General features: G+C 33.4%; 16 protein-coding genes. All 16 read right to left on the bottom strand.

Annotation, left to right across the window (positions count from 1 at the left end; all coding sequences use genetic code 11):
- Positions 1–17 precede the first annotated feature (17 nt).
- The 16 genes from CD150_RS03460 to bshC all read right to left on the bottom strand — a co-directional run bounded on the left by CD150_RS03460 (position 18) and on the right by bshC (position 16233).
- Positions 18–653 (bottom strand): DivIVA domain-containing protein, encoded by a 636-nt coding sequence (locus tag CD150_RS03460; RefSeq protein WP_073342379.1) that lies wholly within the window; start codon positions 651–653, stop codon positions 18–20.
- 134 nt (positions 654–787) lie between these two features.
- On the bottom strand, positions 788–1558 hold the full coding sequence (locus CD150_RS03465; protein ID WP_103161346.1) for a YlmH family RNA-binding protein: 771 nt from the start codon (positions 1556–1558) through the stop codon (positions 788–790).
- Positions 1559–1665: 107 nt separating this feature from the next.
- Positions 1666–1956: a YggT family protein gene (locus tag CD150_RS03470; RefSeq protein WP_046208703.1), complete on the bottom strand. Its 291-nt coding sequence runs from the start codon at positions 1954–1956 to the stop codon at positions 1666–1668.
- Between the two features lie 12 nt (positions 1957–1968).
- Positions 1969–2550, bottom strand: coding sequence for a cell division protein SepF (locus tag CD150_RS03475; RefSeq protein ID WP_046208704.1), 582 nt, complete (start codon positions 2548–2550; stop codon positions 1969–1971).
- A gap of 5 nt (positions 2551–2555) precedes the next feature.
- Entirely contained in the window at positions 2556–3230 is a 675-nt protein-coding gene (locus tag CD150_RS03480; RefSeq protein WP_070037957.1) for a YggS family pyridoxal phosphate-dependent enzyme, read from the bottom strand.
- Positions 3231–3248: 18 nt separating this feature from the next.
- Positions 3249–4037, bottom strand: coding sequence for a peptidoglycan editing factor PgeF (gene pgeF / locus CD150_RS03485; protein WP_073342385.1), 789 nt, complete (start codon positions 4035–4037; stop codon positions 3249–3251).
- Between the two features lie 238 nt (positions 4038–4275).
- On the bottom strand, positions 4276–5442 hold the full coding sequence (gene ftsZ, locus CD150_RS03490; protein ID WP_046208707.1) for a cell division protein FtsZ: 1167 nt from the start codon (positions 5440–5442) through the stop codon (positions 4276–4278).
- A 29-nt stretch (positions 5443–5471) separates the two neighbouring features.
- A complete protein-coding gene (gene ftsA, locus CD150_RS03495; protein ID WP_070658378.1) occupies positions 5472–6878 on the bottom strand; it encodes a cell division protein FtsA in 1407 nt (468 codons plus the stop codon).
- Between the two features lie 105 nt (positions 6879–6983).
- Complete coding sequence (locus CD150_RS03500) at positions 6984–7874, bottom strand: cell division protein FtsQ/DivIB (RefSeq protein ID WP_073342388.1); 891 nt, start codon at positions 7872–7874, stop codon at positions 6984–6986.
- 14 nt (positions 7875–7888) lie between these two features.
- Positions 7889–9238 carry a UDP-N-acetylmuramoyl-L-alanine--D-glutamate ligase gene (murD, locus tag CD150_RS03505; protein ID WP_064209076.1) on the bottom strand — a complete coding sequence of 450 codons (1350 nt, stop codon included), beginning with the start codon at positions 9236–9238 and terminating at the stop codon, positions 7889–7891.
- Between the two features lies 1 nt (position 9239).
- Positions 9240–10205, bottom strand: coding sequence for a phospho-N-acetylmuramoyl-pentapeptide-transferase (gene mraY / locus CD150_RS03510; protein ID WP_046208710.1), 966 nt, complete (start codon positions 10203–10205; stop codon positions 9240–9242).
- A gap of 201 nt (positions 10206–10406) precedes the next feature.
- Positions 10407–12689, bottom strand: a complete 2283-nt coding sequence (locus CD150_RS03515; protein ID WP_073342392.1) for a penicillin-binding protein — start codon at positions 12687–12689, stop codon at positions 10407–10409.
- Positions 12670–13074, bottom strand: coding sequence for a cell division protein FtsL (gene ftsL, locus CD150_RS03520; RefSeq protein ID WP_103161347.1), 405 nt, complete (start codon positions 13072–13074; stop codon positions 12670–12672). Before ftsL ends, CD150_RS03515 begins: the two co-directional genes overlap by 20 nt.
- A gap of 14 nt (positions 13075–13088) precedes the next feature.
- The gene (rsmH, locus tag CD150_RS03525) at positions 13089–14024 is read right to left on the bottom strand and encodes a 16S rRNA (cytosine(1402)-N(4))-methyltransferase RsmH (RefSeq protein ID WP_073342396.1); all 936 of its coding nucleotides are present in this window, start codon (positions 14022–14024) and stop codon (positions 13089–13091) included.
- 14 nt (positions 14025–14038) lie between these two features.
- Positions 14039–14470 carry a division/cell wall cluster transcriptional repressor MraZ gene (gene mraZ, locus CD150_RS03530; RefSeq protein WP_046208714.1) on the bottom strand — a complete coding sequence of 144 codons (432 nt, stop codon included), beginning with the start codon at positions 14468–14470 and terminating at the stop codon, positions 14039–14041.
- A gap of 149 nt (positions 14471–14619) precedes the next feature.
- Positions 14620–16233, bottom strand: a complete 1614-nt coding sequence (bshC, locus tag CD150_RS03535) for a bacillithiol biosynthesis cysteine-adding enzyme BshC (protein ID WP_073342400.1) — start codon at positions 16231–16233, stop codon at positions 14620–14622.
- Positions 16234–16280: the final 47 nt, after the last annotated feature.

The raw sequence follows: 16280 nt of genomic DNA on the forward strand, positions 1-16280 counted from the left end.
TCTTACGCGTCTGCTGTTTATTGTTTATTATTCTCATTATCTGTTGAACCGCTGTTATCTGTTGCTTCTGCATCCGCCTCTGCCGTACTATCTGCTTCAGCTTTTGCTTTCATCGCTTTTTCTTCTTCAGTTAATTCATTTTCATTTAAATGATTAATATTCTCTTGTGTTACTTGTTCAGAATCAAGGTCATAATTTAATAAATAATCCCAATCATCATTTTTAAGTAAATCTAACTGTGCTTCTACTAACATACGGAAACGAGATCTAAATATTTTAGATTGGCGTTTCATATCTTCTGTTTGGAAAGAAAGGCGGCGAGCTTTTTCAACTGCATCATTGACAATACGATCTGCTTCGCTTTTTGCTTTAGCAATTGTTGCCTCTGCATCTTTATTGGCTGCTGCTTTCGTCTCTTCTCCAGCTTGTTTCGCTTGAACTAATGCATCGCTCACAGATTGATGCACATCTTTATAAGATTGAATATTTGTTTCTTTATCTTCGACAACTTTTTCTAGTTGTGCTTTATCTTCTTTTAAACGTTCAATTTCATTACTGAGTTGTTCTAGATAACTTTCAACTTCACTTGGTTCAAAACCCGTTTTCACACGAGTAAAGGATTTGTTTTTTATTTCACTTGGTGTAAAAGCCATGCGTCATTATCCTCCTTCTATCATACACTATTTTGTAATTTCATTAAATATCATAAATAAAATTTCATCTTATATGGTATCATTGCTTATTTTAGTCGTTAAAATTCGGTTGTTCTACACTTTATAAGTATAACTTATTTAAATAAAGTTTTGTAGGAAATTCGTACTTTATCTTTTTTTGTTTTTCCACCAATATCAGTAATCATTGCTCTGCCATAACCTTGAATAGATAGTAAGTCACCTTTATCCAGTTGGAAATCTGCAGAATCAATAATCGTATGATTAACTTTAACACGTTTCTTTTCGATTAACTGTTTGCTAATGGAACGAGATTTACGAATCATTTCTTTTAGAACGACATCTAAACGTAAACCAGTTACGGTTGTTTCGGATGAGTGCCAGTTCTCTACTGATTGTATCATATCTTTTATTGGTAGCGCATTTAGTTTAACTGTCGCGCCTTTAATTTTATTTAATTCCAATATAATATATGATTCTAATTGCTTTGTCAAAGTAAATTGTATGCGATTATCTACAACAATATCACCTAATTGGTCTCTTTCGATTCCCAATGACATAATTGTGCCCAAGACATGTTGGTGTTGAAGTGTGACAAATTTTTGAGGATAATCGATTTCAAAAAAAATGATTTCAAAATCTTCCACCTCAGGTTGAAAGTAATCTGGTGCTATGATGGCTCTTTGTCTCTCAGCATATGGCCCACCATAAAAAGTAACTTCTAAATCTTGAAAACTACCAACTACAACATTTAATATATATTGGCCTCTGGGATCTAAAAAGGAAGTTAATACTGGTGCAAACTGGTCGTTGGCACGATAACACTTATCGATGAGTTGATCGATTAATTCATGTTCTTCTTTTCTAAAATGTTGATAAATATCGATGTGATTTCACTCCAAATATAAGTTAAAGCACCTCGCGTTTTTAACGTTAGGTGCTTAACATTTATTTTATAATTTATTCAAATATCATTTTATCCTCAATACAAAACTTACACTAAATAATTTAAAATTAAATTAAAAATATTTTCTAAACCAGTTCGGAATAATACAAGTACAATTATTGCAACAATGGATGAAATATCAATCATGCCAATAGGTGGAATAATTTTACGGAATGGTTCTAAAAACGGTTCATACAATTTTGATAAAAATTGACCGAATTTATTTTCACGTGCGCCTGGAAGCCATGACATAAAGAAATATACAATCATCCCAAAGTAATAAATTTGAACCAAGAATAAAATAAATTGAAATATATTTGCTAATAAACCTATATCCATGAATGTTTACCTCTATTCACCTTGGTATTCCATATTTTCGATTTGGTCTGTTATGCTTCCTGCAACTTCAACATTATCTGGCGTACATAAGAATATGTCAGAACCTACACGTTGAATGTCTCCACCAATTGCATAAACGGTACCACTTAGAAAATCGATAATTCTTTTTGCAGATACTTTATCAATACGTTGTAAGTTCACTAAAGTTGCTCTGCGATTTTTTAATTCGTCCGCAATGTCTTGAGTATCTGAAAAGACGCGTGGTTCAAATAAACACATTTTAGAACTTTCTTGCGTAAAACCATAATTGTTTTGATCTTGATTATTCATGTTCACAACGTTCCTAGTATTATTTTTAGGTGCACTGTTATTCATTTGATACTTCCTTTCCCCGGTTGATTGTTGTAATCTTGTTGGTTGTTTTTTGGGTACGGACTGTATGCGTTGTCTTTCTGTATTGTCATTTTGTTGATTATTATAATTTGTTTGAGACTGCGCTTGTTGTCTATCTTGTTCTTCTTCAGGTGGCGCTTGTAAATCATCGTCTTCCTCTTCAACTACGAAAAAACCACTAAATAAATCTTTTAAAGCCACGGGGCTCACTCCTCTTTTCCTACAAGTTTAGTCCCAATTCTCACAAATGATGCACCTTCTTCGGCTGCTAAATGGTAATCATTACTCATTCCCATTGACAATTCTGTGCATGGTGCATAATTTAAATTGAGCGCTTTAATTTCATCTCTCTTTGCTCTTAATGATTTGAATAAATCTTTAATATACGGTTCATCATCCGTATAAGGTGCCATCGTCATAAGACCAATTATTTCTATGTTTTCATATTGCTCTAAATCCTTAATAAACGTATCTACCTCATCTAAAGCGATACCTTGTTTTGACGTTTCTCCAGAAACGTTGACTTGAACAAAACATTTCACTTTATGTTCAGCTCTTTTATTAATCTCTTTTGCTAATTTCAGACGATCTAAAGCGTGAAAATAGTCGATATCGTTAATGACCTCTTTAACTTTTCTTGTTTGTAAAGAACCGATAAAATGCATGACTACATCGTCTGGTAAAGCTGCTTTCTTTTGTTGAAAACCTTCTAAACGATTCTCACCAAAATGTCTAATACCTGCTTGATAAGCATCATTAGCTCGCTCTATTGTAACATATTTTGTCACTGCTATCACGTGCGGGACTGTTGTAATATTACCTTTTTCGCAATGTATTTTCAATTGTTCATTTATTTGCGCTAAACTTTGTTGTACATCCAATTTTTATACACCTCTTAGTTATTGACCAATATAAGCTAACATACGACCTGTATCGCCTTTCTCTACTCTATATGAAAAGAATAAATTTAAATTTTCCGATGTCGCATAATTCGTTATATAAATATTATTTTTCGGAACACCATCATACTCTAACAACATAGCATTCGCCTTTTTTAGGTCTATGCCATGACGATTGTCACCTCTTGTTTCGATATATTGATGAGCATCTATAGGTAATTGCTCAAACTTGCTTTTAATATCATCATTAATTTCATATGAATTTGCAGTTGCTGGTCCAATAACAACGCTTAAGTCGTTCCAATCAAATGGTATACGTTTTAACATTTGATTGACAATTTGACCTACTGTGCCACGCCAACCTGCATGAGCTAAGCCTACAAAGTGATGTTTTTCGCTATAAAAATAAATTGGTACACAATCTGCATAACACATAGTTAATAAAATGTCATTTTCAAATGTATACATACCATCTATACCATGTAATGCATTAGAAAGACTATCAATATTAGTACCTTTATCTTTGTTTGTAATTTCAACTACCTTATTTTCATGTGTTTGAATCGGGAAAACCCATTGATTTCTCGGAAACTGAATTACAGAAGCAAGTAACGCTTGGTGTCTCGTTACATTATCTTGATCATCATTAATGTATCTAGCCATATTAAATGCATCTTTCGGGTAATGGCTGTATCCTTCTTCTCTTGTTGTTATACCCAATTTCACATTCTTTAATTGATTATCGTCATATTTTAAAATATGACGATCTTTGATAAATTTCTCTTGCATGCTATAAACCTCCAGCTATTCAACATTTATAAACTATCTAAAGACATTCGGGAGATTCTAAATAATTGAAAACTATATTTTTCTACATAATAATGTAGTTCACAACAAATGATATGCCAACTTCTAAATTCAAAAAAGTCATCAGATCTTTGGACCTGATGACATTTATATATTTTATATTGTCTAAATTATTATTAATTATTATGAAAAACTAACAGAAGAAGAAGTCCATTCGAGATTAACGTCTAGTTCTTCTAGAACGTCTTTCTTCACGATTTCTGATAAAGCTAGGAATATCATCTTCATTTGTAGTATGTGTTCTACCTTCATTTGCACTGTCTGTCGTTTGTGATGCACTAGAAGAGAATGAATCTTCTTTTGCAGTTGTACTTCCAGATGATGCACTGTTGCCAAATCCAGTATTTGAAGCTTTGCGACCTTGAGATGAAGGTTTATCTTCAAATCCAGTAGCAATGACTGTTACTACGATTTCATCTTGTAATTCTGGGTTAATCACAGTACCGAAAATCATATTAACATCTTCATCAGCTGCATCTTGAACAATGTCTGCTGCTTCTTGTGCTTCAAATAATGATAATGACTCTCCACCAGTAATGTTCATTAGCACACCTTGTGCACCTACAATAGAAGTTTCTAATAATGGAGAAGAAATAGCTTTTTTAGCAGCTTCTACAGCACGGTTTTCACCAGAAGATACACCGATACCCATTAATGCAGAACCTTGGTTAGACATAATTGTTTTAACGTCTGCAAAGTCAAGGTTAACTTCACCTGAAACAGCGATTAAGTCTGAAATACCTTGAACACCTTGACGTAATACATTGTCTGCTTCTTTAAATGCTTCCATCATTGGTGTTGACTTATCAACAATATCTAATAAACGGTCGTTAGGGATGACGATTAATGTATCAACAGCAGCTTTCATTGATTCTACACCAGCAGCTGCTTGTGTTTGACGCTTACGGCCTTCAAACCCGAATGGACGTGTAACAACACCAACTGTTAACGCTCCCATTTCTTTTGCAATTTTTGCTACAACTGGAGCAGCACCTGTACCAGTACCGCCGCCCATTCCTGCTGTTACGAATACCATATCAGCACCTTGGATTGCATCTTCAATTTGCTCACGAGATTCTTCGGCAGCTTTTTTACCAATTTCAGGGTTTGCACCAGCGCCTAAACCACGTGTTAATTTTTCACCAATTTGGATTTTAGACTCAGCTTTAGATAAGTTTAAAGCTTGTCCATCCGTATTGATTGAAATAAATTCAACATTATTCATACCATGATCAATCATTCTGTTAACAGCGTTATTTCCGCCGCCCCCTACACCGATGACTTTTAACGTCGCTAAATGATTAAATCCTTGTTCAAATTCTAACATTTAAATTTCCTCCTAGTTTTAGTGGCCAATCAATCGAATAGAGATTTCATAAGTTTCTTGAACTTACTTTCTTCTTTGTCTTGAGGTTTACTTTCTTCTTCTTGTTCTATGTTGTCTTCATGTTCGTATGCCTCAGACGCTTCTGGTTCTTCTATATCAGAAGTTGATGTATGTGGCTCTTCTTGTTTGTTTGATTTCTTTTTGAACCAATCAAATCCGCTTGACTTCGTACTATTTTCTCGATCATTTGATTCTATGACTTCTTCTTCAAATTCTTCACTGTCATGATTATTTATTGTAACATAATCTAGTAATTCGTCGAAAGTAATGCTACTAGAAATCGTTGAAATCGCTGAAGAAAACTCTGGTTTTCTTATACCCATTTGGGATGGCGTATGAATTCTTACTTTTTCACTTACCATGTCTTGCAGCAATTCTTTAACGCCTAGTAAATTGGCCGAACCACCTGTTACAACGAAACCACCATTTACTTTTGTAAGACCTAACTCTTGTAATACATCAAACACATTAAAGAATATATCTTCCACACGTGCTTCTATCACATCTGCCAAATCTTTTTGAGTAAATTGTGCTTCTTCTTCGCTATTTATTTGATCAATAGTAAACACATCATGATCCGACGCTGAATCAAAGAAAGCGTGACCATATTGATGTTTGATTTTTTCAGCCGTTTCATAAGAAGTATTTAAACCTTTTGCAATATCTTCCGTTATATCTCTACCAGCCATTTCTATAGCATCAGCATCTACAAGCTCTCCTCTTTCGTAAAATGCCAATTGTGTTATATCCTCACCAATGTCAATAATGCATGCGCCAAGTTCTTTCTCAGTTGCCGAAAGTACTGAGCCATAGTTATATGCATCAGAGTATACATCTAATACATCTACACCACAAGATTCTACACATTTAATCATGTTTATTAAAATTGATTTTTGAATCGCAATAACACCAGCTTCAACTTTCAAACTATGTCTTGCAATGAGTTCTTTAGGATCTGACACTTCATTATCGCCATCCACAACAAATTTAATTGGGAAAGCGTTTATTATTTCTGTTTCGGGTACATCATTTTTTTCACGAATACCTTCAAGTACACGCTCAATGTGTGTACCATCTAGTTCAGTATCTTCATAAAATTCAATTTCATTTGACTCATCAAATACCTCAGTTCCGATAATTGGAAGTTTTAAAAATACTTCCTTAACATCGACGCCTGATGCAATAGAGGCTTTTTTGATTGTATCTTTAACCGCTTGTTTTGCGATGTCGAAATCATCAATAAGACCATTTTTTATACCACTTGTGTAGGTCTGTCCTGTACCTATCACATTTATTCCATTGTGAAATTTTTCGCCCACTATCGCTTTAACACTTGACGAACCGATATCTATACTTACATAATAATGCTCTTCCATAGATAGGCACCTCCTGACAATAACTTATTCATGTTCACACTATTAACAGTTTACAATACGTTTTGACGCTTGTGAACTATAAACACATGTATTTGTCTAAATTTTTTAATTATTTTTGTCTGATTCTTTATTTATCTTATTTAAGGCACTTTGTAACTCGTCTTTCGCCTTATCTTCTTCTGTGTTTCCTTTGTCAACATTTTGATCACTTGTTGATTTAGTAGTACTTCCACCACTATAAGGAATAAAAGAAGCACCAACTGACAAATCAATGTAGCCTGATTTTTTTAAGCTTCCTGATTCATCACGTTCTAACGACTGTGACATTTGTGGATAATACTTCATTTTATTTGCAATAGTATTCAAATTACCCACAATTTGAATCTCATCTGTCGTATATAACTTGATTTGGTTTTGTAAATTTTCTTGCGGGTCATATTGCACTTCGGCGATCATGCTACGCACTTTTGTAGGCATTTTTGCTAATTCTTGTATTATTTTTTCTTTTTTCTCTTTTTTGAATCCTTCAAGGACGGGACCGTCATCTGTCACATTACTTTCTTCATAATTTTCTAATTCTGTTCCATCTTCAAGAATCGGTACATAATGATCTTTCTTTTTAACTAAACCAACGATTTGGCTTTCTGTCACTTTAACCTTCACCTTATTCGGCAATATTTTAGTTACTTCTGCATGCTTTATTAATTTATTCTTTTTCAAATTATTAACAGCTGATGAAGTACTATAGGTATACATTCTAGAGTCATCTTTTACATCTATCGCTTTTTTTATAGAAGCTTTAGATACATTGTCATTACCTTCAATTGTCACCGAGTTGATTTTACTCAATGGCGTGAACATATAAATAAGAATCAGTAAAATAATAAATAGCAAAATACCGAAGATTGCGTATTGGATTTGTTTTTGTTTTTTACGTCGTTTTGCACGTTTCTCTTTTAAATATTCAGAATCAAATTCACTAACTTTATCTGACATTTATTTCACAACCTTTAAAGTGAAGGTAAGTGCGCTTGGAAGCTCTTAATAAACTTATTTCCGCGCTCTTCAAATGTATTGTATTGATCCCAACTTGCACAAGCTGGTGATAATAATACAACGTCATTAGGCTCAATAACTGATTGTACTTTATCGACTGCATCTTCTACATCTGTGGCCTTTATTACATATTTACCTTGATTCTCGCCTAATTTCACAAATTTTTCTTGCGTCTCACCAAAGGTCACCATCACTCTGACGTTATTCATATATGGAATCAATTCATCAAATCCATTGCCTCTGTCTAAACCACCACACAACCAAATAATGGGTTGCTCAAATGAATTTAGAGCAAACTGTGTCGCTAAAGTATTGGTAGCCTTAGAGTCATTATAATATTTATTGGTTTTGTTTGAACCTACATATTGAAGTCTATGCTCTATACCAGAAAAAGTTGTCAAACTATCTATTATGGCTCTTACTGAAACCCCTGCTAACAGTGCCGCTAACACAGCTGCGAGTATATTTTCTAAATTGTGTTCACCAGGTAATACTAAGTCATCTTTATGAATAAGTCGGAAACCTTTAAATGTAATATAACCATCTTTTACGTATATACCATCAACCTCTTGTTGTGTAGAAAAGTAATACACTTTTGCTTTTAAGGATTCTGATTCAATCAGGTGACGTTGATGATAATTACATATTAAATAATCCTCTTCAGTTTGATTTTTATATATTTGTTTTTTTGCATTTTGATAATTCTCTAAATTCTCATGATAATCCAAATGTGCAGAATAAATATTTGTAATAATCGATATATGCGGCTTATATTGATCGATACCTAGTAATTGAAATGAAGAGAGTTCAGTTATAAGGTAATCCTCTTCTTCTACTTCTTGTGCCACTTTTGAAGCTACATAACCAATATTGCCAGATAATTTACCAGTAATTCTACTTTTTTTAAACATATCACCTATTAAAGAAGTGACCGTTGTTTTTCCATTTGTTCCAGTCACGCCAATAATGGGCGCTTTGGAAACTAAATAACTTAGTTCTACTTCAGTAAGTATGTGTAATCCTCGACGTTCCGCTTCTTGAATTAACGGAACCGTGTATGGAATACCTGGATTTTTAAAAATGAGTGGTTCATTATCAAGTAAGGAAAATGGATGTGCTCCACCAACAACTTTGACACCCATATTTTCTAAATCGATTGCATGTGCATCTTGGCTTAAATCTTTGCCATCGTTAACAACGACATTTGCACCAAGTTTTTGTAACAATTTCGCAGCTTCATATCCACTTTTTGCTAATCCTATTACTAATACATTTTTATTTTCTAAACCTGTATATTTCAGCAATTTAATTCACTCCAATCCATAAGCCAATAAGACCTGAAATAATACCAACTGTCCAAAATACAGTAACAACTTTTCTTTCATTCCAACCTACTAGCTCAAAGTGGTGATGTAGTGGTGACATTTTGAAAACTCTTTTTCCTGTAAGCTTATATGATGTGACTTGAATCATAACTGATAATGTTTCAGCTACAAATACAAAACCGATAAAAATAAGTGACAATTCTTGATTGAGCATAATTGAAATTGTAGCAAAAATACCGCCTAGAGCTAAACTACCTGTATCTCCCATAAATACCTTAGCGGGATTTAAATTAAAAGGTAAGAATCCAAGTAATGCGAAAATCATGATAATACAAAACAAGCCAATAGAATTTGCGCCTTGGATATATGCCATAAGGGCATACATAATAAATCCAATAATAGAAAGTCCAGTAGAAAGTCCATCTAATCCATCTGTTAAATTGACCGCATTAGAAAAACCAACCTGCCAAAATACAATGAAAATTACATATGCAATTGATAATGGTACTTCTAAACCTGTAAATGGAATATGAATTCCCGTTGAAAAGTCTGTCAGATTAAACACTTGGCTTAATATGAAGAAAACAACTGCAATAGCGATTTGAGCAAGGAATTTTTGTTTACTCGTTAATCCTTGATTGTTCTTTTTAACAACAATGATATAGTCATCAATAAAACCAATTAATCCAAAACCAATCGTCACAAACAACAACAATATAATCGGATTTGCATTATCCATAAAAATAATAGCTAATATTGATGTGACAATGATACTAAGTAGGAAAGTTAATCCTCCCATCGTCGGTGTACCTGTTTTTTTCATATGGCTTTGAGGGCCTTCTTCTCTTATACTTTGTCCAAATTTCATTCGCTTTAGTGTTGGTATCAATACAGGGACTAATATAAATGTTATTAGTAGTGCAATGATCGCTAGTAAATAAACCATATTATGCTCCTTTAATATTAAATTGGATTGATATCGTTAATGCTAAGTGCAACTTATAAATTATATGTAACGAGGCAGTAAGTATGTTTCAAATTTCAAAATTATATTTTGTATTCAACATTTAAATTACTACCTCGCATCAATTTTCAAATGATACATTTTAACATGTTTTACCAGTGACGTCAGAAATACAATAAATTTTTATTCACTTTGTTTGTCACTGTTTGAATCTGAGTTATTATCATCTTTTTTATTAGAATCATCTTTGGACGATTCTTTTTCTTTGGATGATGTCGTCGAAGACTCACCATTAACCGCTTCTGCAGATAACGTCACTTCTACTTTATCTTTTTTATCAACTTTTTGTCCTTTACTAACAGATTGATTAGAAACGAAGCCACTACCTTTTGTAGTTACTTTTTTTTGCGTCAAGGTTTCAAAAGCAATCACTTCTTCTTTTGTCCAGCCTGTCATGTCTGGCATAGTTATATTCCCGTCTGTCAGTAATAATACCTTACTATTCGGTAGCACTTCTTTATCTGGTGATACTGATTGTTTAACAACTTTATCTCCACTTCCTATGACAATTGGTTCGAGAGACTTACCATTCACCTTATCTTGTGCTTTTTGCGTTTCCTGACCTTGAACATCTGGCACTTTACTATACTTCACATCAGATTTATCTTTAGAGTTTTTATCTCCTACGTTTAAGTATTTCAACGTGTTTTCCATAATAGGTTTAAACGCTTTACTTACACCCATTTCATAAGCTTCTTGGTCATTTTTTTGTGCTAAACTCATACCAGCATACACTATTACTTCTGGATCATCTTTAGGTGCATCACCAATAAAACTTACAAAGTATGGATTTTCCCCTTGAACATAACCACCATTATCAGAGTCAGCAACTTGTGCTGTACCTGTTTTACCTGCTACGTCATAACCATCAATTTGATAGTTTTTAGCATGACTATCTTCACTGTTTACAACTTTGTCTAATTCAGTACGCACTTTCTTAGCAGTGTCTTTCGTAATTGGTTTTCCTGCAAACTCTTTTTTACCCTTATAAAAAGTATCATCAGTAACAGGATTGCTCACGCTATCTACAAACCATGGTTGCAGCATTTTACCTTCATTATTAAAAGCGGATTGCGCTCTTAACATTTGAACTGGTGTTACAGTTGTAGATTGACCAAATGAGGATGTTTTTTGCTGTGCTTCATTATCCCAAGCTATACCGCCCGTAGATTCACCATCAAACATACTCTTAGTAGATTTACCAAAACCAAATTTTTCATACCATTCTTTCATCTTATCTGAGCCAACTAAATCTTGTAAGTGCATCATTAAAGTGTTTGAAGAATACGTGAAACCAGTAGACATTGAGATTTTTCCCCAACCTACTTTATTCCAGTCAGATATTTTAGATCCCATTACTTCTCTAGGTTCAGCAGTATATTTTTTATCAGGTTTAAATTTACCTTCTTGAATTGCTGCCGCTAGACCATAAGATTTAAAAGTTGACCCTGGTTCATATGTGTTTTGATATAAATCATTTGCCCATTTTTTCCCAAAATCTTTACCAGTTTCTGGATTAAAAGTTGGTCTTTGACTAAATGCCAAGATTTCTCCTGTTTTCGCATCCATCACTACGGCAAACAAATCTTTTGGCTTATAATGTTCAACCATGCCATCTAACGCTTCTTCAACGAAAACCTGTATATTTGAATCAAGTGTTAAATGTACGTCATCTCCACGTTTAGGCACTTTTTCTTTTTTGGTGTTTGGTGCAATATATCCCCAAATATCATGAATATACGATAAAGCACCTTTTTGTCCTGAAAGATAGCTATCAAATATTTTTTCAACACCTAAAGCACCTTTTAATTCTCCACTATCTGGATCTTTTTGAGCTATACCTATCAAGTGCGATGCAAAGTTTCCATTAGGATAAAATCTTTCAGTTTCTGGATATAACGTCACACCAGGAAGTTTCATTTTTTCAATTTTTTCTTTCTCTTGATACGTTAAATCTGTGCCTTTTTGACCAAATTCAACTTGAAAGGCTTTTTTATTATCTAGTTTTTTCTCAATTTCTTTTGCTGACATATCAATCACTGTCGCAAGTTTTTTGGCAGTTTCTTTTTTGTCTTTTACATGCTTAGGTTTATCGCTGCCTTCGCTTGCTTTTTTATCAACAACTGCCACAACTTTATACCGTTCCACATCTTCCGCTAACACTTTGCCATTTCTGTCATAAATTTTACCTCGTTCTGGTTGCTGCTGACTATTTACTAAGTATTTTTCGTTCGCTTTCATAATTAAATCTTCACCAGAAGAGTGTCCTGTCAACATAATATATGAGTATCTTAAAACCAACGTAAAAAAGAGCAGTCCAAATCCAAGAATGAGTAGGACTGCCCCTATTTTACTTTTTTTAATTGAAAACTTCGGTTTTTTTAATTTAATTCTTCGCTTCGCCATTATTACGCACTACCTTTACATTATCGTTCTTAAGGCTCATTCCATCTTTTTTGGCCTTATCGTAAATGCGTTCATATGAGGAGTTCTTTTTAATTTCAGATTTTATTGCGCTGTTTTCACTAGATTGTTTTTCAATTTTTGTATCTAAATCTGCAGTTTTTTCTCGAGTTTCATACGCATCCATTTTTAAAGATAGCATATAAATACTTATTAAAGCAATCACTGTTATAAGTCCTATGTATAACATCTTTTCAAACTTAGTTAGCTTGACAATTACTTTACGCTTAACTGTCTGGGGTTGACTCTGGGGATGAGGCGACGGTTGCGTTTGTGGTATTTGTTGTTCTGCTCCACTATACGGTTGGTATATCTTCTCTACTGCCACTCAAAAATCACTCCTTATTTTAGTATTTCAGCTATACGTAACTTGGCACTACGCGCTCGATTATTTTTTTCTAAATCTTCATCTGTAGCAATAATTGGTTTTCGATTAACTCTTTTCAATTTTGGTGTATAAGCATCTGGAATAACAGGTAAGCCTCTTGGCACTTCGGGGCCTTTTTCATATTCTTGGAACATTTGTTTACAAAGGCGATCTTCTAACGAGTGGAACGTAATCACAGATATTCTTCCGTTCACTTTCACAAGCTCGATTGCTTGTTCTAATGAATTTTCAAAAGCAGACAATTCATCATTAACTGCAATTCTAATTGCTTGGAAAATCCTTTTAGCAGGATGCCCGCCTTTTCGTCTTGCCTTAGCAGGTATTCCTTCTTTAATAACATCCACCAGTTCTAAAGTTGTTTCAATTGGCTTTTGTGCTCTATTTTGTTCTATTCGTCTAGCAATTTGTTTCGAAAATTTTTCTTCGCCATAACGATGAAAAATTCTCACTAATTTTTCAAATGACCAATCATTAACTACTTCATACGCTGATAATGATTGGGTTTGATCCATACGCATATCTAATTTCGCATCATTATGATAACTAAAACCTCTTTCAGGTACGTCTAATTGGGGGCTAGACACACCCAAGTCATAATAAATGCCATCTACTTTTTCAATATTTAAATCATCTAAAATTTCAGTTAATTTTCTAAAGTTGCTATGGACGAAGGTAACTTTATGTATATGGTCTTTCAATACTTCTTTTGCATTTTCAAGGGCTGTTGTATCTTGATCAATTGCAATAAGTCTACCTTCGTCTCCAATTTGATTTAATAAATAGAGGGCATGGCCTGCTCCACCTAATGTACAGTCGACATATATGCCATCTTCTTTAATATCTAAATAATCTATAGTTTCTTTTAGCATAACGCTGACATGATGAAACAATTTAACGCCTCCATTTAAAAATCAAAGTCAATTAAGTCTTCGGCAATATCTTCAAAACTATCTTCTGATTCATCATAAAAATCATTCCAAGTTTCTCTATCCCAAATTTCAATACGGTTTGAGACACCTATTACCGTACATTCCTTACTCAAATTGGCATATTTCCTCAAATTTTGAGGAATATTTATACGCCCTTGCTTATCTAATTCCACTTCAACAGCACCTGAAAAGAACATACGCATGAATTTACGCGCATCTTTTTTTGTCATTGGTAAGGTTTTCATTTTCTCTTCAATTACTTGCCATTCTTCTAAAGTGTAACCAAATAAGCATTTATCAAGGCCACGGGTAATTATAAAACGCTCATTTAGGTCATAACGAAATTTGGACGGAACAATCATACGTCCCTTAGTATCCAATTGATGCTCGTATTCACCCATGAACATTTATAATCACCTCACCTTCTTATATATATAATTTACCACATCTCACCACTATCCTCCACTAATTATACAAATTTCACCAAAATTTCTTGAAACATAGAAAAAAACACCCGATTCATCTTTTAAATGAACCGGGTGCTTCCCTTGATACTCTAAGGTTTTATCAATATATGATCAAATGTGTAAGAAAGTGGTGGATAAGTGGAGGGACTAAACACTTCTATCCCAAAATCATTCATAATTTGAAGTGGATTCCAAATTCTTTCTTGTAATCCACCCATTGGATGGAGTGTTTGGCTTATGAGCTCAAAATGTTTCATGCTAATGTCATTTTCTCTTTCAACATTCAATAAATACCGTTTTATTAAATAATCAAATTGCTTTTGGTGAATTTCGTTATTTTTGTTCAACAATACCTTATTATCATGATTGTCTTTAACTTCTGCCTGAAGAGATTGAAACAAATCATTTTGCTGTTCTTTTAAAGCTTCAATCTGTTCTATAAAAGATTGCGAAGCTTTAGATCTAATAAACTTTGTTTTATCTGCTTCAATTCCTTTTTCAATGATATTATTACAATTCAATCGATATTGTGCTACTAATTTTTCTATTTTGGTATTTAAATACGTAATTCTTAATCGTGGTAAAACGATAGGCATGTCTACTTGTAATGTTCGAAAAACTTCACTTAATTCTGTCCAATATTTAATTTCACTTGGGCCGCCTATGAATGCTACTGTATTAAATAGCCATTCTTCCATTACTGGTCTCGTAACGACATTATTAGAAAATTTTTCTGGGTCTGTTTCTACCATATTAAGAAGTTCTTGTTCCGAAAACGATTTCTCTGATTTATTTAAATAGAAACGTCCATTTTCAAAAGTTAATAGTTGTCTTACACCACCATCATCCATAAACAAATGTACATTCGTCTCTGTCTGTATCATTTGATCTAAACCGTCAGTGATAGTTTGAGCCTGTGTTTGCCTAAAGGCATCGTCAACTAAATTATGATTTTTAATAATGTCCTTGAACATTGGCTTTTCTAAATGACGCAATGCTTTATCATTTGCATCTATCAGTAATAATCCGTAATGTTTGAAAACTTCGTGTAATAACGCTTTAAACATGTCAGTCCAACCATCATAGTTATCGATAATCTTTCTACACATGTTTAATAGTTTTGGAGAAGCCTCAGTTTCTTTTAATTCTTTGAAAAATTGATTTAATGCTTTATGTAACGCTTCTTTATCTGGCGTATACTTTGAAACACTAGATTCTGGAGGCGTCATAGTACTATATTTTATTTTTTGTAACGTTGCCGTATGTTCATTAAAAACATAAGTATGATTTACTTCATCAAAATCATGATCTTCACCTGCAATCCAAAAAACAGGGACAACATGTGTATCGTAATCTTTCGATAGTTTTTCACTTAATGTAATAATCGAAAATATTTTATGAAACGTATATAAAGGTCCACCAAACAAACCAGCTTGTTGACCACCGATTACAACTTTCGCACCTTTACTAAGCGCTTTTAAATTTTTATTTTGTTGATAATCTAATGTTAAATCATCCATATATGCTTCAATGATTTTGGCTAGAGACGCTTCTCTTCCATTATTTTCTGAAAGTAGTCTTTTTTTATAATTTTGTTCATCCATTGCATCAAGATGATAATACTTAGCTAAAGTTGAATCACTATTTTTAATATTCGCTATAAATTGATCTTTTTCATTAAGTTTCGTTGTCATACAATCCATTCGTAATTCTCCTTACGTTACTCTATTCCTATTTAGTATAAAGTTTA

This window comes from Staphylococcus ureilyticus (genome assembly GCF_002902235.1).
GTDB lineage: Bacteria > Bacillota > Bacilli > Staphylococcales > Staphylococcaceae > Staphylococcus > Staphylococcus ureilyticus.

Excerpts from the sequence above, each read along its gene's own strand:
- CD150_RS03460 (WP_073342379.1), bottom strand. The coding sequence starts at position 653 with ATGGCTTTTACACCAAGTGAAATAAAAAACAAATCCTTTACTCGTGTG.
- CD150_RS03470 (WP_046208703.1), bottom strand. The coding sequence starts at position 1,956 with ATGGATATAGGTTTATTAGCAAATATATTTCAATTTATTTTATTCTTG.
- pgeF (WP_073342385.1), bottom strand. The coding sequence starts at position 4,037 with ATGCAAGAGAAATTTATCAAAGATCGTCATATTTTAAAATATGACGAT.
- ftsZ (WP_046208707.1), bottom strand. The coding sequence starts at position 5,442 with ATGTTAGAATTTGAACAAGGATTTAATCATTTAGCGACGTTAAAAGTC.
- ftsA (WP_070658378.1), bottom strand. The coding sequence starts at position 6,878 with ATGGAAGAGCATTATTATGTAAGTATAGATATCGGTTCGTCAAGTGTT.
- CD150_RS03500 (WP_073342388.1), bottom strand. The coding sequence starts at position 7,874 with ATGTCAGATAAAGTTAGTGAATTTGATTCTGAATATTTAAAAGAGAAA.
- mraY (WP_046208710.1), bottom strand. The coding sequence starts at position 10,205 with ATGGTTTATTTACTAGCGATCATTGCACTACTAATAACATTTATATTA.
- CD150_RS03515 (WP_073342392.1), bottom strand. The coding sequence starts at position 12,689 with ATGGCGAAGCGAAGAATTAAATTAAAAAAACCGAAGTTTTCAATTAAA.
- mraZ (WP_046208714.1), bottom strand. The coding sequence starts at position 14,470 with ATGTTCATGGGTGAATACGAGCATCAATTGGATACTAAGGGACGTATG.
- bshC (WP_073342400.1), bottom strand. The coding sequence starts at position 16,233 with ATGGATTGTATGACAACGAAACTTAATGAAAAAGATCAATTTATAGCG.